Annotated in this window: 16 protein-coding genes; 12 read left to right on the top strand and 4 right to left on the bottom strand. The window is 38.8% G+C overall.

The features are described from left to right. The first annotated feature begins 313 nt into the window (after positions 1-313). From AAC073_RS11540 to AAC073_RS11510, 7 genes are all read left to right on the top strand, one after another. A complete protein-coding gene (locus AAC073_RS11540; RefSeq protein ID WP_339923988.1) occupies positions 314-1,984 on the top strand; it encodes a hypothetical protein in 1,671 nt (556 codons plus the stop codon). Positions 1,985-1,987: 3 nt separating this feature from the next. Further along, a complete protein-coding gene (locus tag AAC073_RS11535; protein ID WP_339923987.1) occupies positions 1,988-4,270 on the top strand; it encodes a DUF2357 domain-containing protein in 2,283 nt (760 codons plus the stop codon). A gap of 98 nt (positions 4,271-4,368) precedes the next feature. Next, a complete protein-coding gene (locus tag AAC073_RS11530; RefSeq protein ID WP_339923986.1) occupies positions 4,369-5,046 on the top strand; it encodes a response regulator transcription factor in 678 nt (225 codons plus the stop codon). After that, entirely contained in the window at positions 5,043-6,356 is a 1,314-nt protein-coding gene (locus AAC073_RS11525) for a HAMP domain-containing sensor histidine kinase (protein ID WP_339923985.1), read from the top strand. The genes AAC073_RS11530 and AAC073_RS11525 overlap by 4 nt, the downstream gene beginning before the upstream one ends. A gap of 13 nt (positions 6,357-6,369) precedes the next feature. Next, a complete protein-coding gene (locus AAC073_RS11520; RefSeq protein ID WP_339923984.1) occupies positions 6,370-6,618 on the top strand; it encodes a transposase in 249 nt (82 codons plus the stop codon). A 307-nt stretch (positions 6,619-6,925) separates the two neighbouring features. Beyond that, positions 6,926-7,378 (top strand): IS200/IS605 family transposase, encoded by a 453-nt coding sequence (gene tnpA / locus AAC073_RS11515; protein ID WP_339923983.1) that lies wholly within the window; start codon positions 6,926-6,928, stop codon positions 7,376-7,378. A 687-nt stretch (positions 7,379-8,065) separates the two neighbouring features. Continuing rightward, positions 8,066-8,698 (top strand): hypothetical protein, encoded by a 633-nt coding sequence (locus AAC073_RS11510; RefSeq protein WP_339923982.1) that lies wholly within the window; start codon positions 8,066-8,068, stop codon positions 8,696-8,698. Positions 8,699-9,226: 528 nt separating this feature from the next. Here AAC073_RS11510 and AAC073_RS11505 read toward each other — a convergent pair. Beyond that, the gene (locus AAC073_RS11505) at positions 9,227-10,468 is read right to left on the bottom strand and encodes a PQQ-binding-like beta-propeller repeat protein (RefSeq protein ID WP_339923981.1); all 1,242 of its coding nucleotides are present in this window, start codon (positions 10,466-10,468) and stop codon (positions 9,227-9,229) included. Between the two features lie 84 nt (positions 10,469-10,552). Further along, positions 10,553-12,541, bottom strand: a complete 1,989-nt coding sequence (locus tag AAC073_RS11500; protein ID WP_339923980.1) for a beta-galactosidase — start codon at positions 12,539-12,541, stop codon at positions 10,553-10,555. A gap of 294 nt (positions 12,542-12,835) precedes the next feature. Here AAC073_RS11500 and AAC073_RS11495 point away from each other — a divergent pair, with 294 nt between their 5' ends. The 3 genes from AAC073_RS11495 (at position 12,836) to AAC073_RS11485 (ending at position 16,263) form a co-directional block, all read left to right on the top strand. Then, positions 12,836-13,135 (top strand): TfoX/Sxy family protein, encoded by a 300-nt coding sequence (locus AAC073_RS11495; RefSeq protein WP_339923979.1) that lies wholly within the window; start codon positions 12,836-12,838, stop codon positions 13,133-13,135. Positions 13,136-13,241: 106 nt separating this feature from the next. Further along, positions 13,242-14,369 (top strand): DUF922 domain-containing protein, encoded by a 1,128-nt coding sequence (locus tag AAC073_RS11490; RefSeq protein WP_339923978.1) that lies wholly within the window; start codon positions 13,242-13,244, stop codon positions 14,367-14,369. Between the two features lie 109 nt (positions 14,370-14,478). After that, on the top strand, positions 14,479-16,263 hold the full coding sequence (locus tag AAC073_RS11485) for an alpha-L-rhamnosidase C-terminal domain-containing protein (RefSeq protein WP_339923977.1): 1,785 nt from the start codon (positions 14,479-14,481) through the stop codon (positions 16,261-16,263). Positions 16,264-16,351: 88 nt separating this feature from the next. Here AAC073_RS11485 and AAC073_RS11480 read toward each other — a convergent pair whose 3' ends face one another. Both AAC073_RS11480 and AAC073_RS11475 read right to left on the bottom strand, forming a co-directional pair. Then, positions 16,352-18,751, bottom strand: coding sequence for a ribonucleoside-diphosphate reductase subunit alpha (locus AAC073_RS11480; protein WP_339923976.1), 2,400 nt, complete (start codon positions 18,749-18,751; stop codon positions 16,352-16,354). Between the two features lie 30 nt (positions 18,752-18,781). Continuing rightward, positions 18,782-19,762 carry a ribonucleotide-diphosphate reductase subunit beta gene (locus AAC073_RS11475; RefSeq protein WP_339923975.1) on the bottom strand — a complete coding sequence of 327 codons (981 nt, stop codon included), beginning with the start codon at positions 19,760-19,762 and terminating at the stop codon, positions 18,782-18,784. A gap of 591 nt (positions 19,763-20,353) precedes the next feature. Between AAC073_RS11475 and rplU the strand changes: the two genes are divergently transcribed. Both rplU and rpmA read left to right on the top strand, forming a co-directional pair. Beyond that, positions 20,354-20,665 carry a 50S ribosomal protein L21 gene (gene rplU, locus AAC073_RS11470; protein WP_339923974.1) on the top strand — a complete coding sequence of 104 codons (312 nt, stop codon included), beginning with the start codon at positions 20,354-20,356 and terminating at the stop codon, positions 20,663-20,665. A gap of 34 nt (positions 20,666-20,699) precedes the next feature. Further along, entirely contained in the window at positions 20,700-20,960 is a 261-nt protein-coding gene (gene rpmA, locus AAC073_RS11465; protein WP_339923973.1) for a 50S ribosomal protein L27, read from the top strand. Positions 20,961-20,998 lie beyond the last annotated feature (38 nt).

Here is a 20,998-nt window from a genome sequence, read left to right as displayed (position 1 = left end):
AATTGAAAAGCCCTCGAAAACAGACTATAACCACTTGGGGAATGAATAGTTCTTATATTGTACTTTAGGTGTGTTGTGGCAAATTGAGGTAAGGGCCTTATAGGTTTCTAATTAAATTTTAAGTGTATAATTCTATGTTTTAAAAAAGGTTTTAGAAGGGTTATTTTGAATCCTTTTTTATATTGAAACGAGGTAAAGATTAGTTGAAAACATTAAGTGGGGAAGATTATTTAAAGCTATATTTACTGGTTAAATAAAGAGGAATATTTTTTAAAATTATGCGGGTTTAAATTAAATAACCCTAAAAAAAAACATGGGAAAATTGCAAAAATATTGGATAGAAAAGACTAAAGTTAAAGGTAGGCCGGATAGGGAGAAAGGAGATAGAGCACTAGGTAAGGTACTTTGGTCTCCTCAAAAGAATAAAAAAGGAGCTGATATTTATAAAAATATGAGGAGGGTGGAGAAGGGCGATATTGTTTTACATTTAATAAATAACATAGAAATTTCGGGAGTTTCAATTGTAGAAAAAGAATTCGTTGAAACATCTGGAGTACCTGGAACTAACTGGGAGGGGCCATCATACCTAATTGAATTAAGTAATTTCACAGAATTGAATCCAAGAATTCATAGAGGAGCTATTTTAAATGATGAAAATAGAGATTTTCTTGCTTCTATTTCGAAAAATTCTGAAGTCTTCTATAACAATATACTTAATTTGCGAGAAGGAGCCTATTTGACTCCATGTCCAATTAAATTAATTTCCTTTATTAATAATTATTATTATAAAAAAACAAATAATAATCTACCGCATGTAAAATTTTTGGAGAATATGGAAAATAACTTTTTAAATTATGAAGAATTTAATAAAGATTATTTTTCAGATGCGTTGAAGAATTCTAGTTTGATTTATTCTAGCAATTTAATTACAAGATTCGTTGCCTCTCTCCTTACCAAACCCTTTGTTATCCTCACAGGCCTTTCGGGATCAGGAAAAACAAAGTTAGCACAAGCTTTTGTGGAATGGATATGCCAAGACGACGATCAATACTGCATTATTCCTGTAGGTGCCGACTGGACAAATAGGGAGCCTTTATTAGGGTATCCGAATGCATTAGAGCCTGAAAAGTACGTAAAGCCTGATAGTGGGGTGTTGGATTTAATCATTCGGGCTAATTCTTCTTCTGAGCTTCCCTATTTTCTTATCCTTGATGAAATGAACCTAAGTCATGTAGAACGGTATTTCGCTGATTTTCTTAGTGTTATGGAATCGAAAAAAGAAATACCATTGTATGATCATAATTCTACAGTAGAAAATGGTGTACCATCAAAATTAAAATTACCAGAAAACCTATTTATAATTGGCACTGTAAATATTGATGAAACCACCAATATGTTTAGCCCAAAGGTTCTGGACAGAGCCAATACCATAGAGTTTCGTGTATCGGATCAGGATATGAAGAATTTTTTTAAAAATGCTCAAGAAATTGATATGAAAGCATTGAATGCACAAGGTGCAGGGATGGAAAGGAGCTTTTTGCAATTGTCAAAAAACAAGTCTTTTACAACTAACGACCTTGAGAAGATTGAAGTAACACTGCTTCAATTCTTTGGTGAACTGAAAAAAACAGGAGCAGAATTTGGCTACAGGAGTGCAAGTGAAATACTTCGGTTAATCAATCAACTTACGAGCCTAGATGGCGAACTTTCACCGGATCAAAAAATAGACATTGCAATCATGCAAAAGCTATTACCTAAACTTCATGGTTCTAGAAGAAAGCTTTGTCCAATATTAATTACTTTAGGCAATTTATGTTTTACATCAGAAGATAAAGAAAAAATTAAAATAGAAAAAGAGGTCTTTGAGAAAGATATTTTTGATTTCAGTGTTTCTAATGTACGCTACCCGTTATCCCTAGAAAAAATCACAAGAATGTATAAGGGGGCAATTGACAATGGATTCACAAGTTTTGCCGAAGCTTAAGCTATGAAATCTGTTTCCTCCGTAGATATTAAGCTTGATTCAATAGAAGAAGGGTTACTGTTGTGTTTAGATACTCGTAAACCTGACACTCTTTTTGATGCTTTACCTAGTGCAACTGAAAACAATGAAGCAAGGTATCAACTGGTAGAAGGCTGTGATTATTATTACACCTTTAGTGATCCAAACTTTATCTTTGGGAATACCCCTGAGCAGATTGTACGACCGCATCCCCGGAACAAAAACACAGGAACAATTTCACCCAATATTTTTGTAGGGACGCTTTCATTACAAGTCATCAAAATAGGAGATGAGGACCAAATTGGACATGTAAAGCTAGAGGTACAGTCTGTTAAATCTGGATATCGAGATGATTATCGTGATATGCTGGAATTCATTACAGAAAAATGTACAGACTTACTGTTTCAGGCAAATTCACCAGTTTCCCATTATTTTGAAGTTAATTTTTCAAAAGACAGCACAACGAATTATCAGCGTTTTGCTTTTATTAAATCTGTGATTGATACAGATGAGTTTTCAGAAGCGATTCACCGGATTGTTTCAGCTCCTGTTACCAATTGGTCTGAAATTTCTGAAGCCAAGGACATTCGTCAGGTAAGAAGGTTTTCCAATGCCAATATAAAAGAAATATTAAGAGGAGGAAGAAGAACAGCATTACCAACTTCACACTACTTGAGGAGCGTTGGATTGGAAACGCTTCCTGAAAGAATAGTATCTATTCGAAAAACGGATTCAGTTGACACACCAGAGAACCGCTTTATAAAACATGCATTAGGAACTTTTCTGAAGTTTTGTATGGATATCAATGCCGTCTCTAAAACGGGCAGCAGGATTGAGCAAGAGTCGAAACTGCTTATTCGAGAATTGGAATCCCAATTGCATCATACAGTTTTTAAAGATATTTCACGGCCGACAACCCTTAGGATCAGTAGCCCCATTCTACAGCGGAAAGAAGGTTACCGAGAAGTATTGAGGGTCTGGCTTATGTTTGATCTAGCAGCCAAGCTTATTTGGTCAGGAGGTGATGATGTATATAGCGGTAGTAAAAAGGACATTGCTACGCTTTACGAATATTGGTTGTTTTTTAAATTACTTGATTTATTTCAAGACTTGTTTGATATTGAGCCTACAGATATTAATAATTTAATAAAACCTACAGATGATGGATTGAGCCTTCAATTAAAACAAGGAGAGCATACTGCACTCAGGGGGATTTATAATTCTGGAACACGTAAACTCAATTTTAAATTTAATTACAACCGATCTTTTAGCGGTCAAAAAGAATATCCTGCTTCTGGTAGTTGGACCACAACCTTAAGACCTGATTATACCCTTTCATTTTGGCCAATTGAGATTTCTGAGGAGGAAGCTGAAAGGCAAGAGTTAATTGTGCACATTCATTTTGATGCCAAATATAAAGTAGCCAACCTAAATGACTTACTAGAAGAGCATGCAGAGGAAGAATTAAATAATGAAAAAACAGAAAACCGTAAAGGGGTATATAAGAATGCGGATCTTTTAAAAATGCATGCCTATAAGGATGCCATTAGAAGAACAGGGGGCGCCTATGTTTTGTATCCAGGTGGTAAATCCGTAAAACAAAGAGGGTTCCATGAAATAATCCCAGGATTAGGTGCATTTCCTGTTAGTCCTTCAAAAAAGGATAGTGGGATTGGAGATTTAAAAGCATTTATTACTGAAGTTATTGATCATTTTATTAATCGAGCTTCACAAAGAGAGAGGTTTGCTTACCGAACTTTTGACGTTTTTAAGTCTCCACCTGAGACTGATAATGAAGTAAATGATTTGCTTCCAGAGCCAATTAATAGTAATAGGGGACTAATACCTAATGATACTTTTGTAATGGTTGGGTTTTATAAATCTCCAAAACATTTAGAATGGATTAAGAAAAATAAGCTTTATAATGTCAGAACTGGTACAGACAATGGTTCAGTAAAATTAGATATTGAACATATTAGTGCAAGGTACCTTTTGCTTCACACTACAGGTGATAAAAGTTCAGGTAAGCTTTTGGGAATTGTTAACAAAGGTGCTCGATTATTTTCAAAAAAAGACCTTGAAAAGAAAGCCTACCCATCTCCTAAAGGAGATTTTTACCTGGTTTTTGAAATAGAATCTGTCTCGGATCAGGAATTCGAAAATGTAAAATGGGATTTTAGAAAGTTAAAGAACTATGTTTCTGGTCGAGCTTCGGCGGTTCCCTTTACAGCAAGCTTGACAGAGTTAATGAAAAGCAAAATTAAGTAGAACAGAATCATATTAAATGGAGGAGTTTAACTTATGCTTACCAGTAAAAAACCCACCAATTCCCATTTCTTTCCCAAATCTTAAAGCATATTTAGGGCGTGAAAATTTTAGTAATTGAAGACGAAATAGAACTGCAAAACAGCATTGTGGCATCCTTAGAGAAGGAGGATTTTTTGGTGGAAACGGCGGCGGACTATCATTCGGCCATTGAAAAAGTATTTGTCTATCAGTACGACTGCATACTATTGGACATTATGCTGCCCAATGGGAGTGGCTTGGATATATTGAACGAACTCAAAAAAGCAGGGAAGGCTGAGAATATTATCATTATTTCGGCCAAAGATTCGCTGGATGACAAACTTAAAGGATTGGAACTTGGGGCAGACGATTACCTGACCAAACCCTTTCACCTGGCGGAACTTAATGCACGTATCAAAGCGGTGCTCCGTAGGAAAAACCAAGGGGGTAAAAACACCATCGAATTCAAAAACATCGTTCTGGATTTAAATGAACGACAGTTTTTCGTCAATGACAAAAATATTCCCCTCAACAGAAAGGAGTTTGACATACTCAATTATTTCCTGCTCAATAAAAAACGGTTGGTCACCAAAACAGGTCTAGCAGAACATGTCTGGGGAGACAATTCTGACCAGGCGGACAACCTGGATTTTGTGTACTACCAGATCAAAAATTTGCGCAAAAAACTGCAAGAAGCCCAAGCCGAAATTGAAATAGAATCTACCTATGGGATAGGCTATAAATTGATTGAAAAATGAAGCTCCTCAACCAGTCACTGAAATACCTGTCCATTTCCATTTTGGGAATTGTTACTGTTTGGTCAGTGGTATTTTACATGAACATGCTCAACGAAATAAAGGGCAGTATTGACGAGGGGCTGGAAAACTACAAGCGCATCATCATACGGAAAGCCCAGGTGGATTCCTCCATTTTGACGAAAACTTATTTTGACGAAAGTTTCTTTACCCTTCGCAAAATAGGCACTGATAAAGCCCTAGGTATGAGGGACAGCTATATTGATACGGAAATCTACATGCAGGATGCCGATGACCAAGCTCCCGAGCCCGAGCCGGTAAGGATGTTGACGACGGCCTTTGAAAACAATGGGCAATATTATGAGCTCAAAGTGGCCAATTCAATGGTGGAGGAAGACGACTTGATAAATGAGCTCTTTTGGGACGTGGTATGGCTTTACATTCTCCTTATTGCCGGCATAATGGTTGTCAATAATATTGTACTGAAAAAGCTTTGGAAGCCATTTTATGATTTTCTCAAAGAACTGAAAAGTTACCGCCTCGGAAGTACCCAGAAGCTTCCCGCAACAAATACCCAAACCAAAGAATTTTTGGATTTGCAGCAGGCGGTCAGTACCCTTTTGCAACACAGCCTGGCCGCATTTGAACAACAAAAGGAGTTTATCGGAAATGCTTCCCACGAGCTTCAAACTCCATTGGCCATGGTCACCAATAAACTGGAACTGCTGTTTGAGCAGGATGACCTAAAGGAGGGAACTGCGGAAAAGATTGCTGAAGTTTTTCAAATCATCGAACGCTTGACTCGGTTGAATAAATCCTTGCTCTTGCTTTCGAAGATTGACAACAAGCAGTTTCTTGACAACCGAGAAATTTCCTTGAACGATATCGTGCGGCAGACGGTGAGTGAATTGGAGGAAATTTCCTCCTTTAAAGCCTTGACAACAACTGTTGATGAGCAGGATAAATTGCTCATTAACATTGACCCTACCCTAGCCAATATTATCGTTTCCAATCTGCTTAAAAATGCCATTTTTCACAATGCTAAAAAGGGAAGGGTAGCGATAATTCTTTCGAAAGACACCCTTCGGGTCAGCAATACAGGTGCTACTGAACCCCTAGACAGTGCAAAGGTGTTCAACCGATTTCATAAAACAGAAGCCCAGGTGAATGGGACAGGTCTGGGGCTTTCCATTGTAAAAGCGATTGCAGACTTGTACGGTTTTGCCATTTCTTACCATTTTGACAATGGAATACCAGCCAATCATAGTTGGAGGGTTCACAGACCATGTGCATATCTTATGCAATCTTTCTAAAAAAATTGCACTTATGAAACTTGTAGAGAGTGTAAAATCGCATTCTTCCAAGTGGATAAAAACCAAGGGGGAAGACTATAAGGATTTTTATTGGCAAGATGGATATGGCTCTTTTTCAATAAATCCAACACAAGTTGAGGCAGTGAAGACTTATATAGCCAACCAACATGAACATCATGCAAAAAAGACTTTTCAGGAAGAATACTTAGGGTTTTTAAAGAAATATGGAGTAGAATATGATGAACGTTATATTTGGGATTAAAACTGTTTTTTTATGTCACCCTTTCAGGGCTTGGAGTTTAGGGATTGCAATTAATCACAGGGCTGACACCCTGTGCTAATATATATCGCCCTTTCAGGGCTGGGAAATAGCTAGCTATAAAAAATGAAAGCGATGTTAAAGTATATAGGTTTCAATAATCTTTTTATTAGAGTTATACTGTAAAAAAATCAATTGAGGATTTCGAAAAACCAAGCCCTGAAAGGGCGGTGTAAAATAGGGATGGGTGTTAGCCCATCCACAATCGGCAAAAACGAAACCTTAAAGCCCTGGAAGGGTGTAGTAAATTATGGGACAGTCACTAGTACAAAACTTCATTCACATAATATTCAGCACAAAAAATAGGACGCCAAAGATACTGCCACCTATTGATAAGGAATTACATGCCTACTTGGGAGGTGTTTGTAATAAGATGGATTGTCAGTCAATCATAGTTGGGGGGGGTACAGATCATGTACATATTTTATGCAATCTTTCTAAAAAAATTGCACTTATGAAACTTGTAGAAAGTGTAAAATCGCATTCTTCCAAGTGGATAAAAACTAGGGGAGAAGACTATAAGGATTTTTATTGGCAAGATGGATATGGTTCTTTTTCAATAAATCCAACACAAGTGGAGGCAGTGAAGATTTATATAGCCAACCAACATGAACACCATAAAAAAAAGACTTTTAAAGAGGAATATGTTGGTTTTTTAAAGAAATACGGAGTAGAATATGATGAACGTTATGTTTGGGATTAAAACTGTTTTTTTATGTCACCCTTTCAGGGCTTGGAGATGGGGATTGGACTTAATCACAGGGCTGCCACCCTGTGCTGAGATATATCGCCCTTTCAGGGCTAGGAATGGATAACTATAAAAATTGGAGCCCTGACGGGGCGGTGTAAAATAGGGATGGGTATCAGCCCATCAACAATCGGTAAAAACAAAACCTTAAAAGCCCTGGAAGGGAGTGGTAAATTATGGGAGCACTTCATTTTAGCATAATTTTTCGCAAATCAAGGTGAGAGCAATATGTCACCCATTCAGGGCTTGGAGGATGGGGATTGGACTTAATCACAGGGCTGCCACCCTGTGCTGAGATATATCGCCCTTTCAGGGCTAGGAATGGATAATCTGGAAAAATTGGAGCCCTGAATGGGCGGTGTAAAATAGGGATGGGTGTTGGCCCATCCACAATCGGCAAAAACGAAACCTTAAAGCCCTGGAAGGGTGTAGTAAAATTATGGGATCATTCCATTTTAGAATAAAATTAAGGCCTTAACAAGATGTTGCCCTTCAACCCAGCAAGGGATTGTTCAATTATTGACCTCCTTTAAAGAATTAAAAAAAAACAACTTTAAGGTATAATGGAAATGATTTGGCTATAGGTTTTAATTGCGTCTATAATATGTTTAAATTTGGCAAGATTTTTAAAATAAAAAAACCATGAAGAACTTAAAACTAATTGCCTTAAGCCTTTTGTTGCTTGCTAATTTTAGTTGTAATAATGCCAATAAAAGCGCTGAAACTGAAACAGAGGCCGTTGCGGAAAGCAACTTTACTTTGGTAGAGGATTCTACTAAAGTAAGCTTTGTGGCCTATAAGACCACAGACAAAGCGCCTGTTGGTGGACAATTCACTAAAATTAATATCACCAACTACGGTGAAGGAGCGACCGCTCTTGAAGCCATGAATGGTACCAAGTTCAGCATTCCTGTAAGTAGCTTATTCACCAATGACGCTACAGGAACTAGAGACCCTAAAATCTTGGAATTTTTCTTCGGTGTAATGGAAAACACGGAATTGATCTCAGGTGTGTTTAAAGTGGAAGGTGGTAACAAGTGTTCTATCGATGTAACATTGAATGGATCTACGCAAAACATTCCTTTGGAGTATTCTACTGTCAATGACACCCAATTCATTTTTGACGGTGTAATGGAATTAGGAGACTGGGATGCTTTAGATGCTGTGGCTTCTATCAATAAGGCTTGTGAAGCATTACATACTGGTAAAGACGGTGTGAGCAAAACATGGAGCGAAGTAGCAGTACATGCAGAAGTATTGTTGGAGGAAAAATAAATTTCTTACCCTATACAGTAAAAGCCCCACAACAAATTTTGATTTGTTGTGGGGCTTTTTGTTTGGCTCGGGTTTGAGAGACGTTGAGATTTTGTCAGCATTGTTGCAGAAAAAAAGCAACAATACCGCCAAAATCAATTGAGGTTCGCCTATTTGACCACGGGCTTATGCCCATGGCTACAAAAATATCACCCCTGCCGGGGTTGCGCTTAATTCTATAATATGGCATTAGCTTAAGAATAGAAAGCGAAAGTTGTGTATTTCAAGGTCCGATAAAAGTTGGATTCTATTGCCATCTTCAGTCGTGATTTTGTCAGCATTGTTGCAGAAAAAAAGCAACAATACCGCCAAAATCAATTGAGGTTCGCCTATTTGACCACGGGCTTATGCCCATGGCTACAAAAATATCACCCCTGCCGGGCTTGCGCTTAATTAATTATCATCAATAAACTTAGGGCAGGTTTTAACGGGTAAAATAGTTTTCTAAGCATTACCTTCGACAAGCTCAGGAGAGGCGTCAGGTTAATGTTAATCTAACCTGGCTGAAACCAGAAGGCTTTGTTCGGTGGTATAATAGATTTCATCTCCATAAATTTTGAAATATTTTTCACCAAAATGATCTTCAAGACGATTGACGGCAAAGGAAATGGTGGCTATCTCAAACGGATAGAGTTCCTTTATTTCTCGTTCAGATATGGTCTGCCCATTTTCAACATCGATCTCATAAAGGAAATTGTTTTTTGTATAAAGAAAGAGCCTATCCTTTACCAGAAATAATTGGCCCACATCCCTATTCTGAAGCTGAGACTCCCATGTTTTGGAATGAGAGGGCCAATTAAAGGCCACGACTTTTCCAGTTTCATTGTCATGGTAGATCAGGGACTTCTTGCTTTCCAGGTGAAGCATATGAGAGAGGTCCAGTGAATTGTCATTGAAACCTTCGGGGTATTTCCATTCCGCTTCTCCTGTAGTGGAGGAGCGCAATAGGAAATTATCCAGGCTTACACTCAGGATTTTACTCCCAAGGTCCACAGCAAAAGAATTGTGGATGAGGTGACCATAATTGGGTTCATCATAATTGAAAACTTCCCAATATTCATTGCAGGTATTGGGATCAATGGATAGCAAATTCCTGCCCCCACGGATCACCATAAGGACGAGCTGCTCATCCTTGATGAGAAAGTTTCGAATATTGTCTACTATTAAGTCCCCACAAGCTACTTCGTCATTTCCCGTTTCCAAACTTACCTTATAAAGAGATGTTTCCCTTTTTCTTAAACCAAACCAGTTACCATCTACCTGCCCGGAAGGAAATGTTCCAGAAGGCTTTTCAAATAGTACATTGCCATCTGAAGGATCCACTTTAATTACAGTGGGGTTGTTGATGTCATAGGTCATGGCCCATAGGTGATCCCCGATTGTTTTCATGGTATAGGGAACCCCAATACTTTCTTTGGTAATGTTCCAGTTGGTTTCTTGAGCGCTTTTGTTCATGGAAACAATGCCTTTGCCACTGTAGGGGCTATAAATGTAAAGGTCAGTTTCTCCCACATGCAAAAAAGGAGAAAATGAGCCCCCAATTTCATCACCTTCTTTGTTGATGGACCATTCTACCGTAAATGGCAAGTCGGTGGGATCTTCCAATACTACCTCTTCCTCTTCTTCCTCCTCTTCGTCATCTATTATTTTTTTAGTGTCTTCAGGAAAAATGCAAAATTGGAAAATCAATAGTAAGAATAATGGGAAGAAAGTGCGTAGCAAAAGTTTCATGTCGGTTTTTATTTTGTGTCCGAAATAGCGTTATAATTGCAAATTATGAAAATGACCCTAAAATTCAGATAAACAAATGGTTAATTAAAACGGATTGACCCGGAAGATGACTGTTGATATTGCATCCATTTTTATATTGATCTGGTTGGTGGAATCTGACAAGACCTTGTTTGTCAATGGGTCAATTACCTGTGCATAATAGGGGAGTTGGATGTTTTTTTCTCCACCATCCACGGAATGTAAGCTCAGCCAATTTCTGCCTACATAACAGATGTCTTCCGAACTGATGTATTGGTGAACGCCAGCTTCCGTCCAGATTTTCTTCAGCTCAGAAGGCTTCCATTGCAATTTCCCAGGTAGAAATTCGGCTGCTTTTTTTGGGTAGTTGAGCTTGGTTCCTTTATTGCTGGTCCACATAACTGTTTTTCCCATTTTCTGCCATCGCTTGATCAGGGCAGTTTCTTTATCGGTTAATTGTAGCAATCCCATAAGCCAGATTACCTGGTATTGACTGTGGGCAATCTCTTGTAAATCCGTCCTTAGATAAAGGTCATAAGCGCTTCCTGTTTTGGCTATCGGATATCGGTTAGACAGTATTTTCTCTGCTAGCCTGCCATAACTCTTGTCCCAAAAGGAAAGTTCTTCATCTACAATCACCAATACAGAAGGCTTCATTATTTCTGGATTTTCAGACGGGTAGTCTTGGTGAAATTGCTGGGTTTTTTCCAATACCTGAAGCATTTCAGGATCGCTAAACCACCCTCCCCACATGTCAAACCACCAGCCCCCATAGCCATAAGTAAGCATTCTTGCTGCATTTTTCCATAGTAGAGCCACAGAAGTTTGAAGACTGTTTGGGCCAAGCCATACGCCATCTTCATATTGTCCGGAAGGGGCTATCCCGTCAGATTGATCTTTTAATAGGGTGGTTTTCGAAGTCCGTGTATCGTTCTCCGCTAACCAGAGCTTGCCATGCTTGTGAACTGAGTTTACCGCCACCATGGGAGGCCAGTCTTCGCCGATGGCGCGGTTGTATACATTTGGGCTAGAAAGGTAATCCAAGTCTGGACAATTCAATAACTTCGCCAAGGAACCATGCCCCCTCCTTGGGTCGGTGACAAAATAATGGTAGCCATAGAAAGCACCTGTTAACAATTTACCGTCACTTTTCTCTTTGACAATTTTGCAGAAATAAGCAATATTGTCCACCATGACCTCAGTATGAAAGCGATAGGTGTCGATGTAGTTTTGGTCTTTATTAGGGTCTCTCCATTCAATTTTATTGACAGGTTCATCTATGTTTGTCAATTGAGCCTTGTCAAAAGTGACGGATGAATTATGCCATGCTGTCCTTAGTGCTGAAACAGTAATGTATTTATTCTTTAACCAGTCACGGAAGGCTTGCAGTCGCACAGGGTTTTGGTCCTGGTACTGTTTAGGATGGTAAAACCATTCTTCTGTAAATCCACTGGCCACATGAATTCCCGCCAGATGGTTTCGGTATTTGGATTTGAGCAACCAATCCAGGCAATCCTCAAAAGCGACGCTGGTCTTTTCTCGCCACTCCGCTGAAGCAAAACTTTGGCGAAATAATGTGCCATCTGGTAGTTGTGCTGCTGCAGAGGGATTTGCTAAAGTCCACCAGCGAGGAGGGTCCAGATAGAAACGGATGACCACTTTTGCTTTTGGATCAGCATTGAGTATTTTTTCAAAATCTACTTCTATGCTTGAGAAGTCATATTCATTTTCACCTCTCCATATTGAATTTCTAAAAGCACCAATACCTGAGATGGTATTTATTCCCCCCTCTCCCAGGTAGACAGGAAGGTTGTAAAGATGTAGGCCGGTTGCAGCGATTTCTTCATAGTATTCTTCCTCCCCTAAGTAGGACATGTAGGCAAATGGAGGGTAATGCTCTCCATCAATAATCAAAGAAGGACGCCCCTTTTCCCAGTGAACTTCCGATCTTATTTGAGCACTTACTGAATGAGCTATGAGTTGGGGAAAAAGTAGGAGGACAAAAAGGTGAAATCTTTGAAAACTTTTGGTCTGTAAAATTTGGTCAATTATCATGAAAAGGGAGGTATGGCGCTTGTCAAAATTATAATGGCTCAGTTCATTAAATCAAATAGTCAGATAGAAATGAATTGCTTATCTGTTTTAAGACATTCTTTCCTTAAAAGTAACTGGAATAGCCATGCAATTCTAGATTTTCCCATCAAAAAATTCGCCTATTGGTATATTGCAAAAATTATTATAGTTGATAATAACCTTATTACTTAGGCAAGCCTTTTAAAATTACTTTCACAGAATATACCAATAGCAGTGTTTATTTGGTATTTTGAGGTTCAGCTAACGAAAATAAAAATGGCATATGACGAAAGGCTTGCAGATAGGGTTCGGGAATACCTCTTTGAAGTGGGACAATTGGAAGTAGAAGAAAAGGCGATGTTTGGTGGCCTGGCTTTTATGGTCAATGAAAAAATGTGTGTAAATGTAAGCGGCACAAAGCTGATGTGTAGGTTTGATCCTGAATTATTGGAAGAGGTGGCTGAAGTAAATGGTTTCCAAACCATGGTAATGAAAGGGCGGGTGTACAAGGGGTATTGTTATGTAAGTGCTGAGGCCATCACAACAAAAAGAGATCTGGTAGTGGCTTTGCGTTGAAAGTAAAAAGGAACAACTAATATATATTTTTATCCGTTATTTTTCTTGATTTGGCAAGAACCCAATAGTGGCCAAACGGGTTAAAGATACCATAGCTGATTTTCTAATGATAACTTCAACATTCTATAAAAGATATTTTTCGCACATTATTGCCGCGCCCATTGTTGTGTTGGCAATGTTGTCACCTATAGGGAATGTTTTTTCTCAGAAAGTTAGCCTGGAACCCATACCGTTAAGGGTAACTTCACAGGTTTTTAGTCCTGATGAATATTTTATCTCCAAAGTTGTAGATGAGAGAAAGGATCTTAACCCTACTGCATTTCTGGTTCCGGATGTTAAAAGCGGCAGCAATCTGCTAACCGTAAACTTGGAGGGGGGAACCATAGCAGCCTTGGAACAGTATATTTTTGGTGCTTATCCTAGCAGTCAGAAACTTCGTTCTATAGTGATCAAAATTAAGGATGTCAAAATAATTGAAAACATTAAGGATGCCCGAAAAGGTGTAGTAGAAGGAGATATTCACTTGGACTTTACCTTTGCTTTGGAAAGGGGGGATGAATTGGTTGATTTGCTAGGTTTTCAGGGAGGCATAAGTTACCAAAGAGGCGTAGGACAGTTTTACCTACTGGAACCTTTTCTCAGGCGGTCGGTGAATTTGGCCATGAAATATTTTGATGATTGGATAGAGAAAGATGCGCCGAATAACAATCTACTTGCACAATCGGTACGGTTGAAAATGAGGGACTATACACGTTCAAGTGAAAGCGATACTGTTTTCTATGCTACCGAGAGACCGCTAACTTGGAAAGATTTCACTGGTAGGCCTGCTTTCAATAATTATGCGGCATCAATCTTTGCAAGCATAGGTTATGAGTTGAATAGCAGCATGGAAAATGGTGAATTGATTGTTGACTTGGTGTTTAAAACCTACATGTTGAAGCATTCTTCCTGGGTGAGGTCAACCAATAATAGTTATGGCTTAAATCACGAGCAAAGGCATTTTGATATCGCTAAAATAATTATTGAGCGACTTAAAAATACCCTTCAGGAGTTGGAGCTTGATCCCAGCAACTATGAGCGAAAGGTTTCTCATCATTACCTGGAAGCCTTCAGAGAAATGAATCGGATGCAAGAAGCCTACGATGGGCAGACTTCCAATGGGTCTAATTCCTCGGCTCAAGAGAGGTGGAACAAAAAAATTGATGCCGAATTAAATCAGTTAGGTGTTGAATAAACTGCTTGAAAAAATATATCATTGAAAAATCACTTGGAGCAGGTACGCACAGGACAGGTATCTGTGCAAATAATTTTATCTTGGTTGATTAACCAAAATGACTATCCAAATGAGTTTCATCCAAAAGGCTATAAGGCCAGTTTTTACCGTAATCCTTTTTATAGCGATGTGTTCCCACGCCTTTGCCCAATTGCCACCCGCTTTTAACAATGGCAGGGACTATAAAGTGGCCGATGATTCCCGAACGCGTAAATACATAGCTCCGGTAAAAATATTTTGGAAATCAACTGAAAATCCTGATTTAATAAAAAATGAAAATCATCTCCTAAACCAACCAATTGGGCAAGCTATCCTTACCAATAAGCAGGATTTTTTGGTCATGAAAAGTACTGAAACTGAAAAGCCTGGCATTCTGTTGGATTTTGGAGTCAACCTGCATGGAGGGATTCAATTGGTAACAGGCATGATAGGATCCAAAGATCCTGTTCGTGTTCGTATAAGATTTGGAGAGTCCGTTACTGAAGCCATGTCTTCGATTGACACCATTCATGGGGCAACCAACGATCACGCCATGCGTGATTTTATCGTCTCCTTACCATGGCTTGGAAAGCTGGAAATTGGCAACTCTGGATTCAGGTATGCACGCATTGATTTGGTCGACCCCAATAAAGAGTTGCTGCTAAAAGAAGCCAATGCCCTATTGGTATATAGAGACATTCCGTACTTGGGTAGTTTTAAGAGCAATGATGATCGTTTGAATAAAATATGGGACATGGGAGCCTATACGGTTCACATGAACATGCAAGAATACCTTTGGGATGGCATCAAAAGAGACCGTTTGGTATGGGTAGGGGATCTGCATCCTGAGGTATCTACGATCAGTGCAGTCTTTGGATACAATGAAGTGGTGCCTAGAAGCCTAGACCTGATCCGTGACATTACCCCTATGCCCGAATGGATGAATGGGATCAGTACGTATTCAATGTGGTGGATCATTATCCACCGGGATTGGTACCTGCATTACGGGGATAAAACTTATTTGAAAGAACAAGAAAACTATTTGAAACTACTTACCCGACACATGGCAAGTAGGGTAGAGGGCAATAAAGAAAAGTTAGATGGCACTCGTTTTCTGGATTGGCCATCAAGCGAAAATCCTGAAGCCATACATGCAGGTCTGCAGTCTATGTTGATTTGGGCTTTTGATGCTTCTGAAGAAATATATACGGTTTTGGACAATCAGGAAATGGCCAAAGAAGCCAAGGACATGGCGGCAAAGTTAAGAACCTACCGTCCTGATGCTGCAGGGTCAAAGCAAGCGGCATCTTTAATGTCCCTGACAGGTATTATGGACCCCACCAAGGCCAATCGTCAGGTGATAGCAAAAAATGGCGTAGCAGATTTCTCTACTTTCTATGGCTATTATATGCTGGAAGCCAAGGCAAAGGCTGGAGACTATCAGGGAGCGATTGAAAATATCAGAGAATATTGGGGGGCTATGATTGATTTAGGAGCCACTACTTTCTGGGAAGATTTCAATATTGATTGGTTGGAAAATGCTGCTAGAATTGATGGTTTTGTGCCTGATGATAAAGTGGATGTTCATGCCAGCTATGGAGGCTATAGCTATGACAAGCTCCGTCATAACCTAAGTCATGGCTGGGCGTCTGGCCCTACCGCTTGGATGACTAAGCATGTCCTTGGTGTTCAGGTATTGGAATCAGGATCAAAGACCATACTTATTGATCCGCATTTAGGTGATTTGAAATGGGTGGAAGGCACCTTCCCAACACCTTATGGGATATTGTACATCAGGCATGAAAAACAAGGCGATGGTTCTGTTATGACGGAAGTATCAGGCCCTAAAAATGTAAACATCGTTTATTCAAAATGAGGGAAGTGTTTATTTCTTGACCTTACTAAAAGCAAAAAAGCAACTGCCCTAAGGACAGTTGCTTTTTTATGCATTTTATACCTGTTGATCAACTACCACAAGCCTCACACTCATCTGGATTGTCCAGTGAGCAAATAATGGCTTCTTGTTGTAATTTTTTGCTGTCAACATCTTCAATTGCTGCTTCAGGCTTGTCACCGTTCAATTGGGATTTGTCAACTGTAAACTGAATCGCACTACTAGCCGCTTTAGATCTTAGGTAGTAGATACCTGTTTTCAAGCCTTTTTTCCAGGCGTAGAAATGCATTGAGGTTAATTTCCCAAAATTAGGCTCTTGCAAGAAGAGGTTCATGCTTTGAGACTGACATACGTAAGCACCTCTGTCAGCAGCCAAATCAATGATCACTTTTTGAGAAATCTCCCAAACCGTTTTGTAAAGGTCTTTCAAGTTTTGAGGGATATCAGGCATGTTTTGAATTGAACCGTTGGCAGCGATCAGCCTGTTTTTCATTCCATCAGTCCAAATCCCTAACCTGATCAAATCTTTCATTAGGTGTTTGTTGACCACTACAAATTCGCCAGATAGCGTTCTCCTTGTATATATATTGGTAGTATAGGGTTCGAAGCACTCATTGTTGCCAAGAATTTGAGAAGTAGAAGCTGTTGGCATAGGAGCTACCAAAAGTGAGTTCCTTACTCCATACTTGTTTACTTTCTCTTTCAGTTCTTTCCAATTCCAACGACCTGATTTTGGAGTAACCCCCCACATATCGAACTGAAATAGTCCCTTAGATACTGGGGATCCTTCATAAGTTTCATAAGTACCATTGACTTTGGCCAGTTCCATGGAAGTCTCCATAGAAGCAAAATAAATGGTCTCAAAGATGTCTTCATTAAGTCCTTTGGCTTCTGGTGAATCAAAAGGCATTCTCAATAGGATGAAAGTATCCGCCAACCCTTGGATACCTAATCCAACAGGTCTGTGTCTAAAATTGGATTTTCTGGCTTCAGGAACAGGGTAATAATTGACATCAATTACCTTGTTAAGGTTTCTGGTAACCACCTTGGTCACTTCGTAAAGCTTGTCATGGTCAAAATATTTTTTACCATCTTTACCTGTAGAGATAAACTTCGGAAGAGCAAGGGAAGCAAGATTACAAACGGCTACCTCATCTGGTGAAGTGTACTCCATAATTTCAGTACACAGATTGGATGATTTGATGGTCCCCAAGTTTTTCTGATTGGATTTGCCATTGGCTGCATCTTTGTACAAAATGTAAGGGGTACCCGTTTCGATTTGGGATTCCAAAATCTCAAACCAAAGCTCTTGTGCTTTTATTACCTCACGAGCACGTCCTTCTTTTTCGTATTTCTCATAAAGTCTTTCAAACTCTTCGCCATAACAATCTGCAAGACCTGGTGCTTCATGAGGACAGAATAGAGACCATTCTTCATTGGCTTCCACCCTTTTCATAAATAAATCAGAAGCCCAAACTGCGTAGAATAAATCTCTCGCACGGAGTTCGTCTTTACCATGATTTTTCTTAAGGTCAAGGAAATCCTTGATGTCTGCATGCCATGGTTCAAGATATATAGCAAAGCTACCTTTTCTCTTTCCACCACCTTGATCCACATACCTAGCGGTCATGTCAAAGTTTCTCAACATTGGTACAATTCCATTAGATACGCCATTTGTACCACGTATGTAGGAGCCTTTGGCTCTCACATTGTGAATAGAAAGACCGATGCCTCCAGCTGATTGAGAGATTTTAGCACATTGTTTTAATGTATCGTATATCCCATCAATACTGTCGTCTTTCATTGTGAGTAGGAAACAAGAAGACAACTGAGGTTTTGGTGTACCAGCATTAAAGAGGGTAGGAGTAGCATGCGTAAACCATTTTTGAGACAGTAGGTGGTAGGTTTCAATAGCCGCATCTATGTCTTCTTTGTGGATGCCAATGGACACCCTCATAAGCATGTGTTGCGGCCTTTCCACAACTTTGCCATCCAATTTTATAAGGTAACTTCTTTCTAAGGTTTTGAATCCGAAGAAGTCGTAATCAAAATCTCTGGAGTATTCTATTACCTGGTCGAGCTTAGCAGCATGTTTTTTTACAATTCCATAAACATCTGGAGCTATCAGTGCTGCATTCTCATTTGTTATTGGATTGATATAGGTATACAGTCGTTTCATAGTATTGGAAAACGACTGACTTGTAGTCTTATGAAGATTTGATATAGATATTCTTGCAGCAAGAACGGCATATTCTGGGTGCTTCACCGTCAAAGAAGCACATACTTCAGCAGCGAGATTGTCCAGCTCTGTGGTAGTTACGCCATCGTATAGTCCATCAATCACTTTTTTAGCGATTTCAATTGGGTGGATGTAGCGCGCATCCAATTCATAGCAAAGATTTTCTATTCTGGCTGTGATCTTGTCAAACCTGACAGACTCTCTTCTACCGTCTCTTTTTATTACTAACATAACTACTGATAATTAATGGTTAAAAAATGATTAAAAGTCCTCTTCAACAGAAAATTTATCTGAGGAAGTTTCGTCTTTATTTTTCATTACCCCGGCTTTTTGATAATCTCCAACACGCTTTTCGAAGAAGTTGGTTTTTCCTTCTAAAGAGATCATGTCCATAAAATCAAACGGGTTTTTACTGTTCCATACTTTAGAACATCCCAGTTCAAGTAGCAATCTGTCTGCCACAAATTCAATGTATTGGCACATCAACTCAGAATTCATACCAATAAGTCTTACAGGCAATGCGTCTGTAACAAATTCTTTTTCAATTTCTACCGCATCCTTGATGATCTCTGTAACCTGTTCTTCAGGTAATTTATTAACCAAGTGTTTAGTATAAAGGTGGCAAGCAAAATCGCAATGTAATCCTTCATCTCTTGAGATCAATTCATTGGAAAAAGTCAAGCCAGGCATCAAACCTCTTTTCTTCAACCAGAATATGGAACAAAAGGATCCGGAAAAGAATATTCCTTCCACTGCAGCAAAAGCGACTAATCGCTCCATGAAATTGCCATTGTCAATCCAGCGTAAAGCCCACTCCGCTTTCTTTTTTATGCAGTCCATATGTTCTATGGCATTGAACAGGTGGTCTCTTTCCTCAGCATTCTTTATATAGGTGTCTATTAATAGACTGTAGGTTTCACTGTGGATGTTTTCCATGGCAATTTGAAAACCATAAAAGAACTTTGCCTCTGTATATTGTACTTCTGAGACAAAGTTTTCTGCAAGATTTTCATTAACTATTCCATCACTTGCCGCAAAAAATGCCAGTACATGTGATATGAAATGACGTTCCCCATCACTTAAGTTTTTCCAATCGTTAAGGTCTTGCCCTAAATCTATCTCTTCCGCTGTCCAAAAGCTTGCTTCCGCCATTTTGTAATATTCCCATATGTCATCATGTTGGATGGGGAATAATACAAATCGACTGTTATCTCCCTGTTCTAATATTGGCTCTGACTTCATTAGTAGAAATGGTTTTATCTGAATAAAAATTAATTGCTAGCCCGTACCGTATTTCTTCTTACTGTCTAGACAAAAGGCTTTTAGACTGAATTGGTAACAAAGACTTAACAAATATGGGCAAGAAAATTGAAAAAGTAAAGCCGGAATCTGCTAAAAACCCTAAAAAGTTGAATCTCGGTCAACAGACCATAATAAACTTAAAAACAGTATATTAAAATATTCTATGTTAAGTAAAGATTTAATCTAAATGGTCTTAATATGCAAGGTTAACTTTTTTTAAATAATTTTGAAATATTTAAAAACGGCCTAAAACAGCTGTTTTTTTGACTCCTGGTCAAATTTATGGTTTAAACGCTGGATTCATATGCTTTCTAAATTGCTGTCACTCAATATTATACTGCTCAATTGTTGGTGTTTATTGCTAAAATTGGCGTTTGGATACAATTAATTGGGTTTGGGCAGCGTGAATCACCTTTGTTTTTGGCCTTAAAGTGTATAAACTAAAATTAATATTGGATATTTATTTTAACTATTTGGTATATTTTCTTATATTTGCACCTCATTTTGATAATTGAATTATATCAAACCATTATGTACGCAATAGTTAACATTTCCGGTAAGCAGTTCAAAGTAACAAAAGATCAACACATCTTTGCACCAAAAATGCAAGGCGAAGTTGACGCTTCCGTAGAATTCGATCAAGTGCTTTTGGCAGATGACAATGGCACTGTATCGATAGGGGCGCCATTATTATCAGGCGCTAAGGTATCAGGGAAAATCCTTGAACATGTGAAAGGTGACAAAGTAATCGTCTTCAAAAAGAAAAGAAGAAAAGGTTACAAAAAGAAAAACGGTCACCGTCAGCAATTCACGAAATTAATAATCGAAAATATCACACTGTAATCCTTCGGGTTGCAACCTTAAATAATAATAAGTTATGGCACATAAGAAAGGTGTAGGTAGTTCTAGAAACGGTAGAGAGTCTGAAAGTAAGAGACTTGGTGTAAAGAAATTTGGTGGTGAATCAGTTATCGCTGGTAACATTATTGTAAGACAAAGAGGTACTAAACACCATCCTGGCGTTAACGTCGGATTGGGTAAAGACCATACAATTTTTGCTTTGGTTCCTGGTAAAGTTGCTTTTACTAAAAAGCACGATGGTAAATCTTTTGTAGGAGTCATTCCAGCAGAAGCTTAAGCTTACTAAGAAATTAATTATTTAAAGGTCATTCTAGC

Origin of the sequence: uncultured Cyclobacterium sp. (assembly GCF_963977555.1) — a bacterium.
GTDB lineage: Bacteria > Bacteroidota > Bacteroidia > Cytophagales > Cyclobacteriaceae > Cyclobacterium.
Note: the sequence above shows the minus strand (reverse complement) of the source record. Positions and strands in the feature narration are given on the sequence as shown.